At 36.3% G+C, this 21,903-nt stretch carries 21 protein-coding genes; 12 read left to right on the top strand and 9 right to left on the bottom strand.

Features of this window, described 5'->3' with window-relative positions:
* Nucleotides 1-135: 135 nt before the first annotated feature.
* From FNJ88_RS03805 to FNJ88_RS03820, 4 genes are read left to right on the top strand one after another with little or no spacing between them, the layout of a single operon-like run.
* A complete protein-coding gene (locus FNJ88_RS03805; protein WP_143851819.1) occupies nucleotides 136-648 on the top strand; it encodes an RNA polymerase sigma factor in 513 nt (170 codons plus the stop codon).
* Nucleotides 649-659: 11 nt separating this feature from the next.
* Nucleotides 660-1,331 carry a hypothetical protein gene (locus tag FNJ88_RS03810; protein WP_143851820.1) on the top strand — a complete coding sequence of 224 codons (672 nt, stop codon included), beginning with the start codon at nucleotides 660-662 and terminating at the stop codon, nucleotides 1,329-1,331.
* A 10-nt stretch (nucleotides 1,332-1,341) separates the two neighbouring features.
* On the top strand, nucleotides 1,342-2,589 hold the full coding sequence (locus tag FNJ88_RS03815; protein WP_185145855.1) for a DUF4252 domain-containing protein: 1,248 nt from the start codon (nucleotides 1,342-1,344) through the stop codon (nucleotides 2,587-2,589).
* Between the two features lie 4 nt (nucleotides 2,590-2,593).
* Entirely contained in the window at nucleotides 2,594-3,118 is a 525-nt protein-coding gene (locus FNJ88_RS03820) for a DUF4252 domain-containing protein (RefSeq protein ID WP_143851822.1), read from the top strand.
* 51 nt (nucleotides 3,119-3,169) lie between these two features.
* On the opposite strand, the gene FNJ88_RS03825 is transcribed toward FNJ88_RS03820, so the two are convergent.
* The gene (locus FNJ88_RS03825; RefSeq protein ID WP_143851823.1) at nucleotides 3,170-5,140 is read right to left on the bottom strand and encodes a TonB-dependent receptor plug domain-containing protein; all 1,971 of its coding nucleotides are present in this window, start codon (nucleotides 5,138-5,140) and stop codon (nucleotides 3,170-3,172) included.
* A gap of 45 nt (nucleotides 5,141-5,185) precedes the next feature.
* Complete coding sequence (locus FNJ88_RS14595) at nucleotides 5,186-5,506, bottom strand: DUF6660 family protein (protein ID WP_410495154.1); 321 nt, start codon at nucleotides 5,504-5,506, stop codon at nucleotides 5,186-5,188.
* 140 nt (nucleotides 5,507-5,646) lie between these two features.
* Between FNJ88_RS14595 and guaB the strand changes: the two genes are divergently transcribed.
* The 5 genes from guaB to FNJ88_RS03850 all read left to right on the top strand — a co-directional run bounded on the left by guaB (nucleotide 5,647) and on the right by FNJ88_RS03850 (nucleotide 10,353).
* On the top strand, nucleotides 5,647-7,107 hold the full coding sequence (gene guaB, locus FNJ88_RS03830) for an IMP dehydrogenase (RefSeq protein WP_143851824.1): 1,461 nt from the start codon (nucleotides 5,647-5,649) through the stop codon (nucleotides 7,105-7,107).
* A gap of 97 nt (nucleotides 7,108-7,204) precedes the next feature.
* Nucleotides 7,205-7,660, top strand: a complete 456-nt coding sequence (locus FNJ88_RS03835) for a DUF6759 domain-containing protein (RefSeq protein ID WP_143851825.1) — start codon at nucleotides 7,205-7,207, stop codon at nucleotides 7,658-7,660.
* A 199-nt stretch (nucleotides 7,661-7,859) separates the two neighbouring features.
* Nucleotides 7,860-8,894, top strand: a complete 1,035-nt coding sequence (gene nirK, locus FNJ88_RS03840; RefSeq protein ID WP_143851826.1) for a copper-containing nitrite reductase — start codon at nucleotides 7,860-7,862, stop codon at nucleotides 8,892-8,894.
* Nucleotides 8,895-8,929: 35 nt separating this feature from the next.
* Nucleotides 8,930-9,781, top strand: a complete 852-nt coding sequence (locus tag FNJ88_RS03845; protein ID WP_143851827.1) for a formylglycine-generating enzyme family protein — start codon at nucleotides 8,930-8,932, stop codon at nucleotides 9,779-9,781.
* On the top strand, nucleotides 9,778-10,353 hold the full coding sequence (locus FNJ88_RS03850) for an SCO family protein (RefSeq protein WP_143851828.1): 576 nt from the start codon (nucleotides 9,778-9,780) through the stop codon (nucleotides 10,351-10,353). The genes FNJ88_RS03845 and FNJ88_RS03850 overlap by 4 nt, the downstream gene beginning before the upstream one ends.
* Nucleotides 10,354-10,416: 63 nt before the next feature.
* Here FNJ88_RS03850 and FNJ88_RS03855 read toward each other — a convergent pair whose 3' ends face one another.
* Nucleotides 10,417-11,490, bottom strand: coding sequence for a DUF4407 domain-containing protein (locus tag FNJ88_RS03855; protein WP_143851829.1), 1,074 nt, complete (start codon nucleotides 11,488-11,490; stop codon nucleotides 10,417-10,419).
* A gap of 192 nt (nucleotides 11,491-11,682) precedes the next feature.
* Here FNJ88_RS03855 and FNJ88_RS03860 point away from each other — a divergent pair, with 192 nt between their 5' ends.
* Nucleotides 11,683-13,503, top strand: a complete 1,821-nt coding sequence (locus FNJ88_RS03860) for a GEVED domain-containing protein (protein WP_143851830.1) — start codon at nucleotides 11,683-11,685, stop codon at nucleotides 13,501-13,503.
* 58 nt (nucleotides 13,504-13,561) lie between these two features.
* Nucleotides 13,562-14,032 (top strand): hypothetical protein, encoded by a 471-nt coding sequence (locus tag FNJ88_RS03865; RefSeq protein WP_143851831.1) that lies wholly within the window; start codon nucleotides 13,562-13,564, stop codon nucleotides 14,030-14,032.
* Between the two features lie 2 nt (nucleotides 14,033-14,034).
* On the opposite strand, the gene ruvC is transcribed toward FNJ88_RS03865, so the two are convergent.
* The gene (gene ruvC, locus FNJ88_RS03870; RefSeq protein ID WP_143851832.1) at nucleotides 14,035-14,589 is read right to left on the bottom strand and encodes a crossover junction endodeoxyribonuclease RuvC; all 555 of its coding nucleotides are present in this window, start codon (nucleotides 14,587-14,589) and stop codon (nucleotides 14,035-14,037) included.
* Nucleotides 14,590-14,931: 342 nt separating this feature from the next.
* Here ruvC and FNJ88_RS03875 point away from each other — a divergent pair, with 342 nt between their 5' ends.
* Nucleotides 14,932-17,421, top strand: coding sequence for an ATP-dependent Clp protease ATP-binding subunit (locus tag FNJ88_RS03875; RefSeq protein ID WP_143851833.1), 2,490 nt, complete (start codon nucleotides 14,932-14,934; stop codon nucleotides 17,419-17,421).
* A 331-nt stretch (nucleotides 17,422-17,752) separates the two neighbouring features.
* Here the strand turns inward: FNJ88_RS03875 and FNJ88_RS03880 are convergent, their stop codons facing one another.
* Genes FNJ88_RS03880 through FNJ88_RS03900 form a run of 5 tightly spaced genes read right to left on the bottom strand, consistent with a single transcriptional unit; the run spans nucleotide 17,753 to nucleotide 21,896 of the window.
* The gene (locus FNJ88_RS03880) at nucleotides 17,753-18,781 is read right to left on the bottom strand and encodes a DUF2931 family protein (RefSeq protein WP_143851834.1); all 1,029 of its coding nucleotides are present in this window, start codon (nucleotides 18,779-18,781) and stop codon (nucleotides 17,753-17,755) included.
* 13 nt (nucleotides 18,782-18,794) lie between these two features.
* Entirely contained in the window at nucleotides 18,795-19,388 is a 594-nt protein-coding gene (locus FNJ88_RS14485; protein WP_143851835.1) for a DUF2931 family protein, read from the bottom strand.
* A complete protein-coding gene (locus FNJ88_RS14490) occupies nucleotides 19,385-19,816 on the bottom strand; it encodes a DUF2931 family protein (protein ID WP_143851836.1) in 432 nt (143 codons plus the stop codon). The genes FNJ88_RS14485 and FNJ88_RS14490 overlap by 4 nt, the downstream gene beginning before the upstream one ends.
* Nucleotides 19,817-19,828: 12 nt before the next feature.
* Nucleotides 19,829-20,854, bottom strand: coding sequence for a DUF2931 family protein (locus FNJ88_RS03895; RefSeq protein ID WP_143851837.1), 1,026 nt, complete (start codon nucleotides 20,852-20,854; stop codon nucleotides 19,829-19,831).
* A 13-nt stretch (nucleotides 20,855-20,867) separates the two neighbouring features.
* Nucleotides 20,868-21,896, bottom strand: a complete 1,029-nt coding sequence (locus FNJ88_RS03900) for a DUF2931 family protein (RefSeq protein ID WP_143851838.1) — start codon at nucleotides 21,894-21,896, stop codon at nucleotides 20,868-20,870.
* Nucleotides 21,897-21,903: the final 7 nt, after the last annotated feature.

The raw sequence follows: 21,903 nt of genomic DNA on the forward strand, positions 1-21,903 counted from the left end.
GATTAAGCTGCCCAAATAAAAATTATCACTCGAAAAATTGCTCTAAAACTAAACTTCAAAAACTATTTTGAAGTTTTTTTTATTTTGATGTAATATAATCCCGAAATTAGTTGTCTTACTTATAGAAACAAAACAATGACCCACGAAATCTTTAAAAATACGGTATTCTGTCTCAAGGATGAGATGTATCGTTTTGCGAAAAGATTTGTGATCAGCAGCGATGAAGCCGAAGATGTTGTACAGGATTTAATGATGAAGTTTTGGCAGAAAAAAGAAGAGCTGGGGAATTTTGGAAACATAAAATCCTATGCGATGAAGTCGGTGAAAAATGAATGTTTGAACAGATTAAAGCATGAAGATGTAAAATTAGGTTTTGCAGATTTTCAAAAGCATAGAAGTGAAATTCATGAAGTGGAATCGAATAATATGAAAGATCAGATTATCGGATTTATCAACGAACTGCCGGAAAAGCAGAAAGCAGTAATTCATTTGAAAGACGTAGAAGATTTTGATGTCTCAGAAATTTCTGAAATTCTGGAAATGGAGCAAAATGCAGTAAGAGTAAATCTGATGCGGGCCAGACAAAAAGTGAAAGAACAAATCCTGAAACTCATGGATTTTGAAAATAGAATGATTGAAAGTTTATAACAATTATTACCATGGAAAAAGATAAAGTTCAAGATAAATACAAGAAAATCACCCAAGAACTCAAAAAAGAGAAAATGGACTGGGATTTCGAAGATTTCCTGGAGAAAACAAAGCAGGAAGAAAAAACAATTCCTTTAGTTAATAAAACGAAAGGCGGCTCTATCCCCAAAACATTTTGGATGGCGGCAAGTATAGTTTTACTTATTTCAGTAGGGCTGTTCTTTGAATATGGAAATGGACGCTCGGCTTCTGAAAAAGAATTACTGGTACAAAATGAAATTGTGAAAGCAAAAGATACTTTCCAGCAGGAATCAAATCTGGCAATCAATCAGGCTTCTGATACGCTAAAAGTAGAACCTAAAAAGACAATTTCTGACTCTACGGCTACGGTAGAACAGAAAGAAAACGATATCATGGATCAAATTTTGCCAAAAAGGGGCCGTCTAAACAAAAATAGCCGTCAGCGATATGCAAATAATGAAACATCGAGAAAAGCAAATAAGAAAGTCCAATTAGATCATTCTGACTACGAATCTAATTACGTAATAATTAATGGTCAGAAAATTGAAAACGAGCAGGAAGCGATTGACTTGACGAAGTATTCCTTCCGAATATTATCTGAAAATGTTTCTAAAACGATGGCTCAAACAGATGTCCTCAACAACTTTAACAATGATTACTAAATTAAATATCATGCAAAAATTACTTCTAATACTCGCCCTTATTTTTTCACATTTCTATCAAGTAAATGCGCAAAAAGATAAGCTTGATCAACTTTTTGAAAAATATCAGGAAGCAGATGGAGTTACTTCTATCAAGATTGCAAAACCAATGTTCAGCATGTTGAATAAATTGAACATTGCAGATGATGAACTTTCTCAAATTAAACCGTTACTGAACAAAATCAATGGACTAAAGATCTTAATTGTAGAAAAACCAAGCAGTTCGGCTCAAACAAGTCAGTTTCAAAAATTACAGGGAGACATTAACACTTCTTTAAAAAGTATGAAATATGAGGAATTAATAACCGTTCACAGTAAGGATAATAAAATAAAATTCTTGGCATCCGATACGGTGAATGGGGTTTTAGACAATCTCTTATTAAATATCAATGCAGATGGGAACACTGTGTTAATGATGCTCGACGGAAAAATAACGATGGACGATGTAAACAATCTCATAAATGAAGCAGAAAAATCTACGACTAGAAGTTCGGTGACTACTGAAAATATTACTTCTACCGGAACCATACAAGTTCGAAATGTGGGGAAATTTAGCGGGGTATCAGTTTCAAGTGGAATTAAAGTTAACTTTACTCAAGGTCCTAATCAGTCTGTCATCGTGGAAACAAATCCTAATCTTCAAGAATATGTATCGACTGAGGTTCAAAATGGAGTTTTAGTGATCGGTGTGAAAAATAACAATAATAAAAAGCTAAATTTTAAAAAGCTTTTGGTTACGATCGAAGCTCCTCAATTAAGTACTGTAAGAGTAACTTCCGGATCTCTGTTTTCCACTTTAAATACCATCAATGAAAATGATTTTAAAGCTGATATTTCTTCTGGTGGCGACTTGAATGCTCAATTAAACATCACGGATGAAGCCGGATTTAATGTTAGCTCTGGATCATCAATGAGAGTTGATATTCAAACGAACCAGCTAAGATTTCAGGGAAGCAGCGGTTCAACTTCCACACTTACGGGCAATGCAGAAAAAGCAAATCTTAATGTATCAAGCGCGGCCTCTGTTAATGCCAAAAACCTTGTCAATAAAGTAGCAGACGCACAAGCATCTTCAGGAGCGAGCATACGAGTAAATGCCACCAAAATTCTAAATGCGCAAGCTTCTTCGGGATCCTCTATTCGTTACCAAACAAACGCTACAATGACCAAAACAAATAGTAAAACTTCAAGTGGAGGCAGTATTGAACCTATAAATTAATCTCATGAAAAAAATACATTTTTTATCCGCTTTTTTGATTATATTCCTGTCGCTGCAATCATGTATTGTTTCAAAAAAACCCAGTATAGGATTCTTTGATAACCCTTATTATGATTATAAAGGTGCACAATTTACCAGCGTGAATGTACCCATATTTCTGGCAAAACCATTTGTAAAGAAAGCATTGCGTGATGATGGCGAGAGTGAAGAGCTCATTAACCTCATCAAAAAAATTTCTGATGTAAAGGTAATGACTATAGAAAATGGCAATAAAGAAATGATTGCAGGTTTTGCAAAATATTTGACTAAAAATAATTTTGAAGAATGGATGACCGTAAAGAAGGAAACAGAAACGATCAACTTTCAGGCAAAGCAGAAAGGTGACGTGATTAGAAACCTGTTAATTACAGTTGCATCTGGTAACGAACTTGTTTTCGTTGATGTATCCGGGAAATTCACGCCGGATGATATATCTAGAATAATCAATTATTCAGAGAAGAAAGACGTGGGTAAAGTTATCTCTAAGTGATATAAAACAAGTGCTGAAGCAATCTTCAGCACTTGTTTTATTTGGATTTTATTATAATTTAAATTTGATACCACTATTGATAGTGCGTCCTTCTACGTGCGTCCAGATTTCGTCAAATTGCGGATTTTGATGAGTTCCGGAAACAACAGGTTTATAATTAATTTGTTTGGTATCCGTAAAGTTTTCGAGGTTCAGGAATATAGAAAACCTTCCAAAAAATTTCTCTACCATAAAACCAAGTTCCCAATAAGGGTTTGTATTTTGGCGATTGTATAAAATCTGTTTATCCGTATAATACGCTTCGAAACCGGCTTTATAATTTCCTTCTTTCTCTGCAATTAAGGCAAGATTCACTTTACTTTTCGGCACCAATGGCAACATTTGATTGTCTGGGAGATAATCTGCTTTGGTATCGGTAAAGGTATATCCTGCAAATAATTTAATAAAATCTTTATAAATAAATTTCAAATTGGTTTCAAAACCTTTGCTGAAAACAGGAAAACTGGTATTCATAAGATTAAAAGTTGAATCAATATTCTCATTCAAAATAATTGAATTGGTGAGTTTTGTATAAAAGAACATTTGATTTAAACTCAAATTAAAATCATCACCTAATCTTGTTTTAAAATTAAGGTCAGCGGTGGCACCCAAACTTTTTTCGGAAGTAACATTCTGTAATGCGCGCAGATTTTGATAGCTGAAAGTATCTGTTTGCTCTGTAAAAGAAGTTGGTGTTTTATAACCAAAACCTCCTCCAACTCTACTTGTTAATTGAGGTGAGATTAAAAATAAGAACGATGTCTTCGGTAAGAAAAAAATTTCTCCTTTATCGTACAAAGCATTATTGTAATTAACAAAATCTGTCCTAATTCCATTTTCAACCTTTAAAAAATCAGCAATATCCCATGTATGTTGTGCGTAAACCCCTGAAGTTTCTGTCTGTAAATTAAGATCAAAGGGATTCGCAGAACTTTGTCTAAACTCATCTGCAATATAATTTCCTCCTAAAATTAATGTCTGATTGGGAAATGATTGATTCCAGGAGAGATCTGAATAGAAATTTTGATTCTCTCCCTTAAAATTATAACCTGGAATTTTTATTTTACGATCAAAAATAGAATAAGCACTCTTAAAATTTAAAGAAGAATTGTCGGTGAATTTCTTTTCAAATTCAAGCGTAGTTGTATTTCTTATGGTATTATTTTCTTCGAAATAAGGGTGATTCGCACTTCGGCCGCCACCGATATATTGCATATCTCCTCCCAAGCGGTTTCCTTTGGTAAAAGCATTGCCCAGGATCATCTTCGCATCTCCGCCAAGATAAAAGAATAATTTTGGGTGAATGGTAAAATCTTTAGACTGTGGCAGTTCCGAAAAGTCATTACCATCCACGTCGAACGCTTTCTGATTGTTGTAAGTGGCCATAAAAGTATAACCGAAATTGTTCGTTTTCTTTGAAGCGTACACACCAAAATTCAAAAGTCCGGTATTTGCATAATTGGTGAGAATATTCAGATCCTGTTTTTCCCGAGGTGTTCTCGATATAAAATTGATCACCCCGGCAATTGCTCCAGCTCCGAATAAAGTGGAAGATGGACCTTTAATAATTTCCACCTGTTTTAAATCCAGGGGCGGGATTTCCAGAATACTTAATCCGTTTGCAAAATTTCCAAAACTTGGAAACCCATCTTTTAAAATCTGCGTATATCGGCCATCTAACCCTTGAATTCTAATGCTGGAATTAGCTGAAGTTGCAGACGTTTGCTGTACTGCAATTCCTGTACTTTCATGTAAAATCATAGCAACATTGGAAGGCCGCATATTAGACTTTTCATCGATCTCTTCCAATTCTATAGTTTCTACTCTGGTTGGAGTATTTGCGATTGTCCGACTAGTTCGCGTAGAATTAATAATGACTTCTTCAATGTCATCTTCACGCTCAGTGGGCGTCTTTATAGTATCATTTTGCGCAAACGATAAAGCGTACAGCAAAACTGCTATAGTTAAAAATATCTTTTTCATTAAAAATAATTGAATTAAAACTTAAGTAAATAATTTCTTTAAATTTCAACACAATTTAGGCGGTTGCCAAATTCCGAAAGGGATCTTTGAAATAGTAAACAGCTGAAAATCAACAATTTTTGAATTGTGATTTATTTCTGTACTGTCTTTGATTTGTAAATTAATCTTTTCGAACACCATCACTATGCCACAGCAGGCGCAAGGGCAAAAAACGGAACATGCATCCAAATCTGAAGGATGAGAAAAGACCTCACTTTTTTTAATAGAAGTTGAAGATACGTTTGAAAATGGAGAAATCCCGTCATTACAAGAAACTGTAATGAGTATTGCAAAAAATAGCGATAAGACTAATGCAACGATTTTCACGCAGCAAAGGTAATAATTTTCGGATGCTAAGAGTCAATTATTTTTAGTCGAGAACAACTTTTAACATTAATTTAATTCATAAAAAGCTTCAATATTTTCATTTTAAATAAAAATAACTTAATTTTGCACAGAAAGTAAAGATGTCTATCCACAACAAAATCGTAGAAACTGCCATCACTTTCGATGACGTACTTCTTATCCCTTCTTACTCAGAAGTTTTACCTAATCAGGTTTCCCTCAAATCAAGACTTTCCGATAAAATCACACTTAATGTTCCTATCGTTTCCGCAGCTATGGATACGGTTACAGAAGCAGAAATGTCAATTGCACTGGCACGCGTCGGTGGCTTAGGTTTTATTCATAAAAACATGACGATCGAAGAACAAGCGGCAGAAGTGTATCGCGTAAAACGTTCGGAAAACGGAATGATTACAGATCCTGTTACCCTTACCAAAGATCATACTTTAAAAGAAGCCAGAGATTTGATGGCTCACTATAAAATTTCTGGTTTACCCGTTGTTGATGAAGACAACACTTTAATTGGAATCATTACGAATCGAGATGTAAAATATCAGGAAAACTTAGAGGCAAAAGTTGAGCAGTTGATGACAAAAGATCATTTGATCACTTCTGACAAAGCAACTAACCTGGAAGAAGCAAAGCAAATCCTGTTGAAAAACCGCGTGGAAAAACTTCCGATCGTGGATAAAAACTTTAAATTAGTAGGACTTATTACCATTAAAGATATTGATAATCAAATGGAATATCCGAATGCTAATAAAGATTCAAGTGGCAGACTGATGGTTGGTGCGGGAGTTGGAATTGGTGAAGATACCATTGACCGCGTAACAGCATTGGTAAAAGCTGGGGTGGACATTATTGCGGTAGATTCTGCACACGGACATTCCAAAGGAGTTTTAGATAAAGTTAAAGAAATCCGAAAAAACTTTCCAGATCTAGATATTGTAGGTGGAAATATCGTTACCGCAGAATCCGCTAAAGATTTAATTGAAGCTGGTGCTAATATTTTAAAAGTTGGCGTTGGGCCAGGTTCTATCTGTACTACAAGAGTTGTTGCAGGAGTTGGTGTCCCCCAACTTTCTGCGATTTATAATGTATTTGAATATGCTAAAACCAAAAACGTTGCAGTAATTGCGGATGGTGGAATTAAACTTTCGGGTGATATTGTAAAAGCTCTGGCTTCTGGAGCAAGTGCTGTGATGCTTGGTTCTTTACTCGCAGGATCTGATGAAGCTCCGGGTGAAGAGATTATTTTCCAGGGAAGAACATTCAAATCTTACCAAGGAATGGGTTCACTTTCTGCAATGAGAAGAGGTGGAAAAGAGAGATACTTCCAAAGTGAAGCGAAAAAATTTGTTCCGGAAGGAATTGAAGGAAGAGTTCCACATAAAGGTAAACTGGAAGATGTCATCTTTCAATTAACCGGTGGATTAAGAGCCGGAATGGGCTATTGTGGAACGAAAGATATTGAAACCCTACAAAGAGATGGTAAAATGGTTAGGATTACTGGAAATGGCTTAAAAGAATCTCACCCACATGATGTAATCATTACGCAGGAAGCGCCGAATTATACGTTATAAAAAAACACTTATTCATTAAAGTGCCAAAGGTAATTCTGTAGCATTTTTTATTAAAGTTTCAAATTATCATTATATTTACTTTCCAATTAAATTTACAATGCAAAAAATTTATCTGCTCTTCTGTTTTACACTGCTGGTGAGTTGTAATATTTTACCTTCAGGCAACACGGTCTACCGTTCCGGCAACAGCTATCCACAGAAAACTCCTACTGTAAAGAGCGAAATAAATGAGTTTGCAGTCTTAATGGAAAAGGATAAAATTAATAAAAAACATGTGAATGCAGAAGTCCTCACCCACTTGCTTAATGATCCTGATCCTAATGAACTAAATACCGCTGCAGTAATCGATAATACTTCAAACTGTGATATAATCATTAGAATTGTAGGAATTCGCAGTAATGAAATTTATAACTTACCTATTCCGCGTAACTCCAAAAACCAATTTATCATTAAAAAAGGCACTTATACCTTGAAATCTAATATCTGCGGAGCCAATTATTATTCTCAGAAAAATATTATTGAGCCTCTTATCTTAAAGCTTTCTACCAACTAATTTTTATTTGTCTAATAAATTCCTTAGTTTACCAGATAATTCTTAGCAAAAAAGTGCAGATTAAAAGCGCATACACTCACAATAACATGAGAAACGAATGATGGAAATCACCACTGATAAAACTCATACTTGAAAATTTTAGAATCCGATTTAAATCGGATAAATTTGTCCTATTAAAAAACAGTTAAAATATTATCTCATGAAAAGAATCGTAACTTGTTTTACATTAGCCCTCTTAACATTGCAGGCTTGTAAACAAAACCCTTCAGAAAACTCTTCAGCAAAATCTGAAAACACAATGGACATCGCTGTAAGTGGTGACGCAATTAATCAAAGTATTGTAAATCCACCAATGCTCCCGGCTCCAATCGGAGACAGAGCAGCTAAAAAAGTAGTGGTCCGTTTAGAAGCGACTGAAGAAGTTGGTGAATTAGCAGACGGTGTAACTTATAAATTCTGGACTTTCAACAGTACCGTACCAGGAACTTTTATCAGAATTAGAGTTGGTGACGAGGTAGAACTTCACGTAACCAACAGAAGCGATAGTGTTATGCCGCATAACATTGACCTTCATGCAGTGAATGGCCCAGGTGGAGGCGCAGAAGCAACCAACGTAGCACCAGGAAAAGAAGCGATCTTCAATTTCAAAGCGCTTAATCCTGGATTATATGTCTATCATTGTGCTGCAGCTCCAGTTCCTTTACACATTGCGAACGGAATGTATGGTTTGATCTTAGTAGAACCTGCAGGTGGATTGCCAAAAGTAGATCGTGAGTATTATGTGATGCAAGGTGAATTCTACACCAAAGGAAAAACCGATGAGAAAGGACTTCAGGAATTTGACCAAGATAAAGGGGTAGATGAAAGACCAACTTACGTAGTATTCAACGGTAAAAAAAATGCACTAATGGGCGCCAATGCTCTAGAAGCTAAAGTTGGTGAAACAGTTCGATTCTTCGTAGGAAATGGTGGACCAAACTTGGTGTCTTCTTTCCACGTAATTGGAGAGATCTTCGACAGAGTTTATGTAGAAGGTGGAAGCAAAATCAATGAAAACGTACAAACTACAGTAATTCCAGCTGGTGGAGCGGCAATCGTAGAATTTAAAGTGGAAGAGCCTGGTAATTATATTATCGTAGACCACTCTATCTTCAGAGCATTTAACAAAGGTGCTATTGGTATGCTTAAAGTGACCGGAGAAAAAAATCCAAAAATTTACAATAAAGTACAATAATCACATTTCAAACAAATTATAAAGAAGAAACCGCCATGTATAAAATTTTCAAAATATTAATGTACGCTGGTGGTTTCTTTTTTCTAATGGCTTCTTGTGAAAAAGCAAATACCCTTACCTCAGCAAAAGTATCTTCTGACACGCTTGATAAAGAAGTTGCCATTACGCCTGATGTCAAAATGGTTTTGATTAATGGTGGTGAATACCAACCTTTTTATGGAACAGACAGTAGTTTAGTTGAAGTAAAAGATTTCCTGCTTGATGAAAGACCTGTAACAAACGCAGAATTTCTTGACTTTGTTAAGAAAAACCCTAAGTGGAAACGTAGTAAGATCAAAGCATTATTTGCAGATGATACTTATTTGCAAGATTGGCAGGATGACGAAACCCTTCCAAAGAATGCTGATCCCGAAGCTGCAGTAACTTTTGTGTCATGGTTTGCGGCGAAAGCCTATGCCAAAGCTGCCGGAAAAAGGCTTCCAACATTGGACGAATGGGAATACGTTGCGATGGCAGACGAAGAATCTGCAAACGCAAGAGACAAACCTACTTATTCTGCCCACCTCATTAATCTTTATAATGAAAAGGACAGACAAAAAAATAAAGTGAAGAGCTCTGCACCAAATTATTGGGGAGTTTATAATATGTTTGATCTTGTTTGGGAATGGACCGACGATTTCAACTCCATTATGACGACCAGTGATTCCCGCACTGCAGAATTTGATGACAAAGGACTTTTTTGCGCATCTGCAGCTACCAGTACCACAGATGTTCTAAATTATGCTTCTTTCATGAGATACGCGTTTCGATCCAGTTTAAAGGCAAGTTACACCGTTGGAAATTTAGGTTTTCGATGCGCAAAAGACACCACAAATAGTACAAAATGAAAAATTTAATTCTTCTAGTATTTTCAGCAGTCTTCTTTATTTCCTGTTCAAAAACGGAGAAAACACAAACTGCAAAAAAAGAAAATCCTGCTGCATCTATATTTCTATTAGATTCTAAATGGCAAAACCAGGATGGTAAAGAATTACAGTTAAAAGATTTACAAGGAAAAAATCTGGTAATGGTGATGATCTTTACAAGTTGTAAAACGGCATGTCCACTTTTGGTGGCCGATATGCGAAAGATCGCTTCCAAGATTGATCCAAAGAAATTAAAAGAAACCACAATGGTATTGGTTTCCATTGATCCGGAAAACGATACTCCTGAAGTTTTAAAGGAATATGGCCAACAGCAGAAAATGGACGGCGAGCCTTGGCTTTTCCTCAGAAGTGATAAAGAGTCGGTACGTGAACTGGCCAATGTTCTGGCAGTGAAGTACAAGAAAATTTCGCCAATCGTTTTCTCACACTCCAATATCATTAGCGTCTTTAATAAAAATGGAGAAATGGTAGACCAAGCAGAAGGAACCGTAAATTCTGAAAAAGTTGCCAATACAGTAAATGGTCTGAATTAAAATAACACTAACTCAACCATCCAGGCCTGCGAAAGAAATTTTGCAGGTTTTTTTATCTATTTTTTATTTGCCTAAATTATCTTTAAAATCATCTATTCGCCAATCCGTCAATGCATTCCCTTTTTCTATTTTTTCTTTTGAATAGAGTTTAAAATCATTTTCGGTTTTTTCTAAAAGGTAATCATAAGGTCCTACGCCCGATATTAATTTAACCAAAACCGGAGCAATTTCCAGCGCGATGAAAAGCCCCATGATAAAAGCAGCTGCAACTCCAATAATCGCAGAATTTTTTCCAAGCTCATCTAATGCCTGTAATCTTGCGGCAAATCCATTGAATTGATCTTCGAAGGTTTCTGTTTTACCTCTTTCTTTTTCTATATTGGTGTATACTTTAGACACTTCTTTATCCAAATATTCTATTCTTGGAGCAATCTGTTTCTGATAACTTTCTAAATCCTGACGGCGTTGCTCCTTCAATTCTACTTTCCTTTTCGCGTTTGTTCCGAATCCTACTTTTCCACTGGTCAAACCACTTTGCTTTCCTAAAATTTCTTTTTCTAATTCCACGGCAGCCGAATCATAAGACTTTTGATACTCTGCTATTTTACTTTGGATTTCTTTTTTCTCAGTATCAAAAGGTCCGGTCTGCTGCAAGATCCTACCATTCATTTCCGTTTGCAACTGGGTTTTATTTCGCTGAATAATCGTGTTCAGTTGTTTATTTACTTCCTTTTCGAAAATCTTTAATTCTAACGGTTTGGAAATTATAATTCCTAGAAAAGCAGCTAAAATCAACCGTGGAATGGTCATTAAAATCTGATTCCACCATGTTCCAGTTTTCTTAATTGACGATACAATATACCGGTCAAGATTGAAAATCATTAATCCCCATACCAATGCAAAAGTTACAGAGATCCAAAGATTGTCAAAAACCGTAAACATCGCATAACCTGCAGAAAGGGTCGCAAAAACGGCGGTGAACAAAACAATACCTCCAATCCCTGCGAATTTATTCCACTCACTCGGTGTTTTTCTTAGAATATGAATATTCCCTCCGGAACAAATCATTAGAAATTGTTGAAACCAGTTCATCGAATGATTAACGTGGTTTAGCGGATTTATTTGTGGCGTTTTCATTATTATAATCTTGCTTTAACTAATTTGTGCTAAAAAATATTTTTTCGTTACAGATAATAACAAACTTTAACTTTTAAAATTAGGTATTTTCAAGAGGCAAAATGGAATTCTAAATAAAAACCAGCATTTAATATAAATTAACAAAAGAATCGTAAATTCGCGTACTAATAAATGATCACTTAAATATCTCTAATGAAAAAACATTTTACTCTTTTGACGCTTCTTCTGGCGTTTACAATTTTTGCTCAGACCTGTGGTTTTGATCAAGTTCAAAATAACTTAGAAAAGCAATTTCCTCAACTTAAAAAAGACAGAGAAGCAGCTGATGCAAAATTGCTCAATACAAACGTTAAATCATATTTAAATAAGATTGGAGCAACCTCAAAAGCAGGTCAATATACAGGGACAATTTATGAAATACCTGTAGTAATCCATGTAATAACCTCAAGTGATCCCAGTAACAGCAGTCTTTCCCTGACTGATGAACAAATTAAAACCTGGATTGAAAATTGCAACAAAATGTATGCAGCCACTTACGGTAATGGCTATGCACCAGAAGGTTCTGGAAGCCTGGATGGAAATGTGATTCCTATTAAATTGGTCTTAGCTAAAAGATCTCCATCTTGTGCTTCAACATCAGGAATTGTTAGATATGACGGAAGCACAATCGCTGGTTATGATCAAAATGGAGTCAACAGCTCCAACACTAATGGAGCAAGTACCGAACAAATTAGATCTTTGGCTCCTCACTGGCCGGAACAATCTTACTTCAATATTTATGTGATCCTTGGTTTTGACGGTGATAAATCAACTTATGGGCTTATGGGTTGGTGTGGTTACCCTACCAATCCAGATGCTTACTATGAGAGTTTCATGAAAGTAAAGGTAGTTACCAACGTACACGACTCCACTCTTGCTCATGAATTTGGACATGGAATGGGCTTAAAGCACACTTTTGAAGGTGCTAATGCTTCGCCAACTAACAACCCACCTTTGGCATCAGATTGCCCAGTTAATAATAATTGCGCTTCCGATAATGATATGGTTTGTGATACAGAAGCTGGTGCCAGTTTACTACGCGTTTACCCAACACCAACTAATTCGGCCACAAATCCTTGTACCGGCACAAACTATGCAGGCGTACAATATAATGTTATGAACTATACTAATAGTCCACGAAAATTTACAGCGGGTCAACGTGACAGAGCGCTTGCAATATTCATGCAATACCGAGGTAATCTGACCAGATCTTTGGGTGGTACTGATCTTAGTTCAGGACCGGCAATACCGGCAGCACTCAGAAGTTCTTGTACTCCACCTGGAGTTACGAACCTTGCTGATTATGGAATGGGACCGCGCAAAGTTACTCTTGGCAATATTGTAAACTCCTCCGAACCACTTTATAAGGACACTGGACTTTATTATGTAGATTACAGTTTGTACAATTGTTTCTCTACCTCTGTTTATACTGATATTCCTGATAATAGTTCAAGTAACCTCTCTGTTGAGTTCGGCACTAACCCACAGTTTGTAAAAGCTTGGATTGATTATAATGACAACGGCGTTTTTGAAACATCTGAATTAATTGGGGGATCAGCTGCTAGAGTTCCCATAACTAGTTCTCCTTACGTAATTAACTTCACACCACCTGCTAATGCCGTAAAAGGAACTTATCTGAGAATGCGTGTTATTGTAGATTATGCAAATACTGCTTCATGCGGCACTTTACAGTACGGCCAAGCAGAAGATTATTCAGTAAGAATCATAAACCCTCTCTCTACCTCCGATAATAATATTGATAACTCTGAGTCTATTATCTTTATTAAAAATGAAAATAAAATCCAGTTAGTAACGACTAATAATAAAGAATTTGGAGACTATGAAATCTACGATATGACTGGTAAGATTATTCAGAAAGGAAAGTCAAAAAAGGAAATTATCTTAAAAACACAACTCACCAAAGGAATGTATATCGTTAAGTACGACAACAAGTCTAAAAAGTTTATGAATTAAATAATTGAAAACAGAGTCGTATGAAAATATGGCTCTGTTTTTTTTAAAACTAAGCAACATGAAGAAAGTTATATTATTATCCCTTCTAAGTTCATTTTTTCTACAATGCAATTCTCAGAAACAGGAACAGATTGCTAAACACATAGAAGAGCTCACAACGATTACCAATACAGATTCGAAATCCTTGATTGGTAAATGGTATTTAACCGGAACCTATGTTCTAACGAATACCGGCAGAAAAAAAGAAACAGACACTAAATGTCAATTGCAATCCTATTGGAAATTTTACCAAGAACATGAACAACTGAAACAATCGCGAGTTACCGCAAACGGAAAGGATTGCTCTGAGCTTATTTCGACTACCGCCGGAAATTTTACATTGAAAAATGGAGATTTCATCTATTTTATTGATGATGTAATGTACACCGCTTCCCTTAAAATGGTATCATCTAAAACGATGACTATCACTACCAGAGATTTTTATCTTGGAAAAGACACGCTTATCGAAAAGACGTATGAAAAAAGATAATCTTACTTTAAACGCTCAGGATTTTGTTTTAGAAAACTATCCCATCCAGTATAAGATTTTTCTGTAGATACCGAACTGGAGTTAAAATAATGGCAAACTGCCACCGCTAAACCATCGGATGCATCTAAATATTTAGTTGGAAACTCTTTTAAATTCAGCAGATTTTTCAGCATGCCTGCTACCTGTTCTTTACTGGCATTACCATTTCCAGTAATTGCCATTTTAATCTTCTTGGGCGAATATTCTGTTATTGGAACATCACGATAGAGCGAAGCCGCCATAGCTACCCCTTGAGCACGACCCAGTTTGAGCATCGACTGTACGTTTTTACCAAAAAAAGGTGCTTCCAGAGCCACCTCATCAGGGTGATATTCATCAATTAAAGCTAAAGTCTTTTCAAAAATATACTTGAGCTTCGTCTCATGATTTGGATATTTAGTGAGAATGAGTTCATGCATAAAAATCATTTCCATTTTACTGCCTTTCACACTGATCAAACCGAAACCCATAATCGCGGTTCCGGGATCTATCCCTAAAATTATTCTTTCCGACTGCATGGCTACAAATGTAGAGATTATGATTTTAGTTCAGAAAAAAAATCAATAAAACACCAATTTATTTCACAGATTAAAAAATAGAAACTAATCATCCGATGAGGTGATTTTACAAATCGACAGAATTTCCGACTGGTAAAGATCTGAGCGAATACTTGGCGACTTCCTCCCTTCCAATTCGGTTGTCATCATAGTAACTAAAGTAAAACAGACACTGTTTGCTGCATTTTTAAAGATGACTAGAATAAAATTAAGCCAAGGGGAAATATACCCCACTTTCTTGAACTATTTTCAAATAAAAACTTTATATTTGAAGAACATCTTAACACAAATAAAGAAAGAATAATGAGTGTATTAATATCGAATGAAACGGTAAAGGAACTTTTTCACATTGCACAATCTATCGCAAAAGAAAACTACAACGCCACTTTTGGAGCACCCCATCTTTTACAAGCTTTAATGCATCAGGACATTGGTCTGCGTGATATTTTACAAAACATGGAGAAAGATCCCAGCTATTTTTACGAGTGGGCTGATGTAAGAATTGAAGAATATCCGAAGACCGCACATCTTCCAGAGGAGGTTGCTCAGGCAAATGACATTAAAAACATCCTGCAGGAAGCAGATGAAATGAGTGTTAGATTGGGGTTAGACGAGATCACTCCAATTTGTATTTTGGCCAGTATCGCAAAACCTCATGTTGTTTATGATGCGCAGGAACTCAAATCACTTCCTCTTAGAGACCATGAAATATTAAATTATTTCCGAGGCGAGGAAAAAAATATTGGTGATAAAGTAGATGCCATATTTGACTCTCCGTTCAAGGAAAATGGTTCCTACCCAGCAATTAGCAGCTATTGCATCGATAAAACAGCTCAGGCAAAACAAGGGAAGTTAGATCATATCATAGGAAGAGATAAAGAGCTTAGGATGTTAATTGAAGTACTGTGCCGAAGGTCGAAACCTAATGCAATTATTGTAGGTGAACCAGGAGTGGGAAAAACGGCTATGATTGAAGGTTTTGCAGAAGAAATTAACAGAGGAAATGTTCCGGAATTATTGAAGAATGCTACACTTTTAGAATTAGACACTGGCGCATTATTGGCTGGAACATCTTACAAAGGTGAAATTGAAGATCGTCTGAAAAAAGTTATTAATGAATGTAAACAAATTGAAAAAGCAGTTTTATTCATTGATGAAATTCACGCACTTTTAGACCCAAAAGGAAGTGCGGGGAATGTAGCAAATTTACTGAAACCAGAACTAGCCAGAGGCGAAATTACCGTTATAGGAGCAACAACCCAAGAGGAATACAGAAAAATAATAGAACCTGAAAAAGCGTTCAACAGACGTTTTGAAGTCTTAAATATTGAGGAACCAGATGACGCAACGTGTGTAAAAATGATTGAAGTCCTTCTGGATGGCTACAAAATGCACCACAAAGTTGAAGTTGACCGTGCGGCCTTACCTGAATGCGTACGCCTTTCTAAAAGATATGCCAAAGGTAAAAAACTTCCGGATGCTGCAATTGATTTGCTAGACAGAACAATGGCAGCAATTAAGATGCTCGATGAGCTTTCTGAGGGTGAACTTGCTAAATGGAATGAGGAATATGAAACTCTGTTAAAAGAAGAGTATGCTGAAGAATCGGATTTGGTGGAAGAATTGATTTGGCATTTTAGATTATTACAGGATCGATTAAGCCCTATTTTGTGGGGCTCTTTGTCCGATCAGCCGGAGATAGACAACTCTATGAATGTTGATCAAATTAAAAAAATTATTGAAGACACTTATGCTGAACTCTTAACGCACGCTTCTGTAAAAAGAGAAAAAGTAGATAAATTGGAACTTGCAGCTGTGATGGCAGCAAAAACAGGAATTCCAATTGGTAAAATTCAGGCGCAGGAAAAAGAAAAGCTGATCAATATGGAATCTCTACTTTTAAAGAGAGTAGTTGGACAAGATCATGCTTTGAAAGTTTTATCAGATGCCATCGTAGAAAGCCGAAGTGGCCTGAACAAACCAGGGCAACCCATTGGATCGTTCTTCCTTCTGGGACCAACCGGAACAGGAAAAACAGAACTTGCAAAATCGATGGCGGAATTACTTTTTAATGATGAAAAAGCCATGGTTCGCTTTGATATGTCGGAATTTAAAGAAGAACATTCTGCTGCATTGCTTTATGGTGCGCCTCCAGGATATGTTGGTTATGAAGAAGGTGGAATGCTGGTGAATAAAATCCGTCAGCAACCTTACACGGTGGTTTTATTTGATGAAATTGAAAAAGCTCATCCATCTGTATTTGATGTCTTCCTTCAGATCATGGACGAAGGGAAAGTACATGACAAATTAGGAAAAGAAGGTGACTTTAGTAATGCATTAATATTATTTACCTCTAACATCGGAAGTGAAGAAATTGTGAAAAAATTTGAAGAGAATCAAATTCCGGATTCTAAAAATCTCATGCAGATCATGTCTAACTCAGGAAAATTCCGACCGGAATTTTTGGCCCGGATCACGGAAATTATTCCATTTGCACCCATCACCGAAAGTATTGCCGAGCGTATCTTCAAAATTCAGTTAAAATCACTGATCGCCTCTCTTACGAGATTAGGAATGGAATTGGAGATCAGCGATGAGGCTGTTCATAATCTGGCAGTCAATGGATTTAGCAGCAAATATGGTGCACGGCAGATCTCTGGAGTTATACGCTCCAGACTTGCCCGACCGATCTCTAAAAAGATTGTACGGGAAGAAGTAAAAGCTGGTGAAATTATTCAAGTGGGTTGGGATGAAGCTTCTCAAGAACTCACTTGGAATGTCATACCACAATGATAAACACAAAACCCCGGATCGAAAAATTCGGGGTTTTTTACGTCTGTAAATTTTGATCGTCAGAAACAAGTTCGTTAAACTGCCACGCGAATATTCCGTAAACGATTATGAAAAAATAATAGAAATACTTCTTTTGAAAAACGCCATGAAAACGCCGGAGTGAACCATTATAAATTCAAAGGCGATCATAGTGCATAACGTGTAAATTGCAACCGCATCGCCAATTTGAGGATTTATTCAGTAATTAAAAACTGGTATAAAATATAACAATTAAGTAAAATGCCACTTAATGAGAATGATCGTCTAATTTAGATATAAAATTTTCAATTTTCTACCCACCCCAGACTCCTTTAACTTTGTATTTGGTTAGTGGTATTATTTCATCTTCACATTTCACAGAGAGTTTAAAATCTTTGTACATAAAAGTAGGAATTATAGTGATATACATAGGTTTATTAGGATGCTTACTTTGTAATTTTTTAAATACGGAAAGCATTTCTTTGTCATCAAAAAGAATTTTTGTGTTATATTTCGTGAACATCGGATAAATACTAAAAGGTATTGCCGCTAATTCATATTCACCTTTTGCAAGCTCATTTGGTCGTAAATAAAACCGATGTTCTCCATTATAGTATCTAATGTCATTGGTAAGGATAACATCTTTTTCATCATAGGGTTGCAGTACAAAACGGTATTTAAACCTTTCCCGATAGTTGTCCCATAAACCAAAAGGAATTCCTTTCTCCCTAATCTCTTCTTGTGCTTTCTCAGGAACAGCAATTTTGAACCAAGAATCAAAAAATTGCTGCTGATTTTCCTCATCGGCATTTTGATAGAAATCATTTACATCCACAAAAACCTCTTTAGCCTGCAGTCTGCATATTTCTACCCGATTATGATTTCCGGAGAGCCAAATTACAACCACACCACCGGGAGCGGCACCAATAGTGAAAGTATTATAAGTATCATGTACTAGCGGATTTTCCCCATCAACCTTTTTTCTTCCCTGTACATCAAAACCTTTGTTAAATTCCTCCAAAATCTTATCCACTGGCAGATCAGCATCTACCGTGTAAAACTTTTTTTCGGCATAGGCTACATAAGTCAGGTTCAAATGATAAGGGATTCTGCTGCCACCCTGTCCGGCTTTGCTACCGTCATACTCCCATCCCCCACCTTCATTACCTGCTTTTGGCATAGAGCAGATAAATTTTTTCTGATCATCCATTAACCAACCTTCATGTACTTCTACTGGGTACTCTTCAGGAGCGCTAACTGTAACGCTATAACTGAATTTTGTTTTTTCCTTACACGCCCAAAAAAGTAATGCTAATAAAGTCGAAATTATGATTTTCTTCATTCATTTATTTTTTCTACCCACCCCAAACGCCTCTTACTTTATATTTTGTTAGTGGAATTATCTCGTCTTCGCATTTCACAGAGAGTTTAAAATCAGTATACATAAAAGTTGGAATAATAATGATATCCATTGGTTTATTGGGATGTTTACTTTGTAATTCTTTAAATACGGAGAGCATTTCTTTGTCATCAAAAAGAATCTCTGTGTTATATTTTGTGAACATCGGATAAGTACTAAAAGGTATTGCTGCTAGGTGATATTCGCCTTTTGCAAGCTCATTTGGTCGCAAATAAAACCGCTGTTCGCCATTATAAAATCTAATATCATTGGTTAGGATAACATCTTTGTCATCGTAGGGTTGGAGTACAAAACGGTATTTAAACCTTTCCCGATAGTTGTCCCATAAACCGAAAGGAATACCTTTTTCCTTGATCTCTTCCTGCGCTGCATCCGGCAGCTGAATCTCAAACATTTTATCAAAGAAACCTTCTTGAGTACGCTCATGCGCATTATCATAAAAATCATTTCTATCAACAAAAACCTCTTTAGCCTGCAGTCTGCATATTTCTACCCGATTATGATTTCCGGAGAGCCAAATTACAATCACACCACCGGGAGCAGCGCCAACGTATCATAGGTATCATGTACCACTGGATTTTCCCCATCAACTTTTTTTCTTCCCTGTACATCAAAACCTTTGTTAAATTCCTCCAAAATCTTATCCACTGGCAGATCAGCATCTACCGTGTAAAACTTTTTTTCGGCATAGGCTACATACGTCAGGTTCAAATGATAAGGGATTTTGCTGCCACCCTGTCCGGCTTGTTTGCCATCATATAACCATCCAGTATTAGCTACTCCTGCTTTCGGCATCGCGCAGATAAATTTTTTCTGATCATCCATTAACCAACCTTCATGTACTTCTACTGGGTATTCTTTTGGAGCGGTTACAGTTACGCTGTAACTGTATTTTGTTTTATTGCTACACGCCCAAAAAAGTATTGTTAATAAAGTCGAAATTATAATTTTCTTCATTCATTTAATTTACTATCCACCCCAGACACCCTTTACTTTGTATTTGGTTAGTGGTATTATTTCATCTTCACATTTTACAGAGAGTTTAAAATCTTTGTACATAAAAGTGGGGACTACCAGAATATCCATTGGTTTATTGGGATGCTTACTTTGTAATTCTTTAAATACGGAGAGCATTTCTTGATCGTTAAATTCTATATCGGTATTGTACTGAGTAAAAGATAATTTTGCAATGTTTGGTATTCCGACTAATGTATAGTCATTCTTGTTTAGATTCGGTAAATAAAATAGATTGGCTTCTCCATTAAAATAACCAACTGATTGAAAGGTAAACTTATCCTTGTCATCATAGGGCTGCAATACAAATCGATACTTAAATCTTTCCCGATAGTTGTCCCATAAACCAAAAGGAATACCCTGTTCTTTAATTTCTTCCTGTGTTGCTTCAGGAACAGCAATTTTAAACCAAGAATCAAAAAATTGCTGCTGATTTTCATCATCAGCATTTTGATAAAAGTCATTTACATCCACAAAAACCTCTTTAGCCTGCAGTCTGCATATTTCTACGCGATGATGTCCCGCGGAGAGCCAAATTACAATAACGCCGCCGGGAGCTGCGCCAATCGTAAATGTATTGTAAGTGTCATGTACCAATGGGTATTCTCCATCTACTTTGTGATCTGCTTCGACATCAAAACCTTTGTTAAATTCCTCCAAAATTTTATCTGTAGGAAGATCAGCATCTACCGTGTAAAACTTTTTTTCGGCGTAGGCTACATAAGTCAGGTTCAAATGATAAGGGATTCTGCTGCCACCCTGTCCGGCTTTGCTACCGTCATACTCCCATCCTCCACCTTCCGCACCTGCTTTCGGCATCGCGCAGATGAATTTTTTCTGATCATCCATTAACCAACCTTCATGTACTTCTACTGGGTACTCTTCAGGAGCGCTAACTGTAACGCTATAACTGAATTTTGTTTTTTCCTTACACGCCCAAAAAAGTAATGCTAATAAAGTCGAAATTATGATTTTCTTCATTCATTTATTTTTTCTACCCACCCCAAACGCCTCTTACTTTATATTTTGTTAGTGGAATTATCTCGTCTTCGCATTTCACAGAGAGTTTAAAATCTTTGTACATAAAAGTGGGGACTACCAGAATATCCATTGGTTTATTGGGATGCTTACTTTGTAATTCTTTAAATACGGAGAGCATTTCCTGGTCATCAAAAATAATTTTTGTGTTATATTTTGTGAACATCGGATAAGTACTAAAAGGTATTGCTGCTAGGTGATATTCGCCTTTTGCAAGCTCATTTGGTCGCAAATAAAACCGCTGTTCTCCGTTATAGTATCTAATGTCATTGGTAAGGATAACATCCTTTTCATCATAGGGTTGGAGTACAAAACGGTATTTAAATCTTTGCCGATAGTTGTCCCATAAACCGAAAGGAATACCTTTTTCCTTGATCTCTTCTTGTGCTTTCTCAGGAACAGCAATTTTGAACCAATAATCAAAAAATTGCTGCTGATTTTCCTCATCGGCATTTTGATAGAAATCATTTACATCTACAAAAACCTCTTTAGCCTGCAGTCTGCATATTTCTACCCGATTATGATTTCCGGAGAGCCAAACTACGAGTACACCACCAGGAGCGGCACCAATAGTGAAAGTATTATTAGTATCATGTACCAGCGGGTTTTCCCCATCAACCTTTTTCCTTCCCTGTACATCAAAACCTTTGTTAAATTCCTCCAAAATCTTATCCACTGGCAGATCAGCATCTACCGTGTAAAACTTTTTTTCGGCATAGGCTACATACGTCAGGTTCAAATGATAAGGGATTTTGCTGCCACCCTGTCCGGCTTGTTTGCCATCATATAACCATCCAGTATTAGCTACTCCTGCTTTCGGCATCGCGCAAATGAATTTTTTGTGATCATCCATTAACCATCCTTCATGTACTTCTACTGGGTAGTCTTTTGGAGCGCTAACTGTAACGCTGTAACTGAATTTTGTTTTTTCCTTACATGCTCCAAAAAGTAATACTAATAGAGATAAGATTATAATTTTCTTCATTCATTAT

This window comes from Chryseobacterium sp. SNU WT5 (assembly GCF_007362475.1).
GTDB lineage: Bacteria > Bacteroidota > Bacteroidia > Flavobacteriales > Weeksellaceae > Kaistella.

Coding starts and splice junctions, on each gene's coding strand:
- FNJ88_RS03805 (WP_143851819.1), top strand. CDS start 136: ATGACCCACGAAATCTTTAAAAATACGGTATTCTGTCTCAAGGATGAG.
- FNJ88_RS03810 (WP_143851820.1), top strand. CDS start 660: ATGGAAAAAGATAAAGTTCAAGATAAATACAAGAAAATCACCCAAGAA.
- FNJ88_RS03815 (WP_185145855.1), top strand. CDS start 1,342: ATGCAAAAATTACTTCTAATACTCGCCCTTATTTTTTCACATTTCTAT.
- FNJ88_RS03820 (WP_143851822.1), top strand. CDS start 2,594: ATGAAAAAAATACATTTTTTATCCGCTTTTTTGATTATATTCCTGTCG.
- FNJ88_RS03825 (WP_143851823.1), bottom strand. CDS start 5,140: ATGAAAAAGATATTTTTAACTATAGCAGTTTTGCTGTACGCTTTATCG.
- guaB (WP_143851824.1), top strand. CDS start 5,647: ATGTCTATCCACAACAAAATCGTAGAAACTGCCATCACTTTCGATGAC.
- FNJ88_RS03835 (WP_143851825.1), top strand. CDS start 7,205: ATGCAAAAAATTTATCTGCTCTTCTGTTTTACACTGCTGGTGAGTTGT.
- nirK (WP_143851826.1), top strand. CDS start 7,860: ATGAAAAGAATCGTAACTTGTTTTACATTAGCCCTCTTAACATTGCAG.
- FNJ88_RS03845 (WP_143851827.1), top strand. CDS start 8,930: ATGTATAAAATTTTCAAAATATTAATGTACGCTGGTGGTTTCTTTTTT.
- FNJ88_RS03850 (WP_143851828.1), top strand. CDS start 9,778: ATGAAAAATTTAATTCTTCTAGTATTTTCAGCAGTCTTCTTTATTTCC.
- FNJ88_RS03855 (WP_143851829.1), bottom strand. CDS start 11,490: ATGAAAACGCCACAAATAAATCCGCTAAACCACGTTAATCATTCGATG.
- FNJ88_RS03860 (WP_143851830.1), top strand. CDS start 11,683: ATGAAAAAACATTTTACTCTTTTGACGCTTCTTCTGGCGTTTACAATT.
- FNJ88_RS03865 (WP_143851831.1), top strand. CDS start 13,562: ATGAAGAAAGTTATATTATTATCCCTTCTAAGTTCATTTTTTCTACAA.
- ruvC (WP_143851832.1), bottom strand. CDS start 14,589: ATGCAGTCGGAAAGAATAATTTTAGGGATAGATCCCGGAACCGCGATT.
- FNJ88_RS03875 (WP_143851833.1), top strand. CDS start 14,932: ATGAGTGTATTAATATCGAATGAAACGGTAAAGGAACTTTTTCACATT.
- FNJ88_RS03880 (WP_143851834.1), bottom strand. CDS start 18,781: ATGAAGAAAATCATAATTTCGACTTTATTAGCATTACTTTTTTGGGCG.
- FNJ88_RS14490 (WP_143851836.1), bottom strand. CDS start 19,816: ATGAAGAAAATTATAATTTCGACTTTATTAACAATACTTTTTTGGGCG.
- FNJ88_RS03895 (WP_143851837.1), bottom strand. CDS start 20,854: ATGAAGAAAATCATAATTTCGACTTTATTAGCATTACTTTTTTGGGCG.
- FNJ88_RS03900 (WP_143851838.1), bottom strand. CDS start 21,896: ATGAAGAAAATTATAATCTTATCTCTATTAGTATTACTTTTTGGAGCA.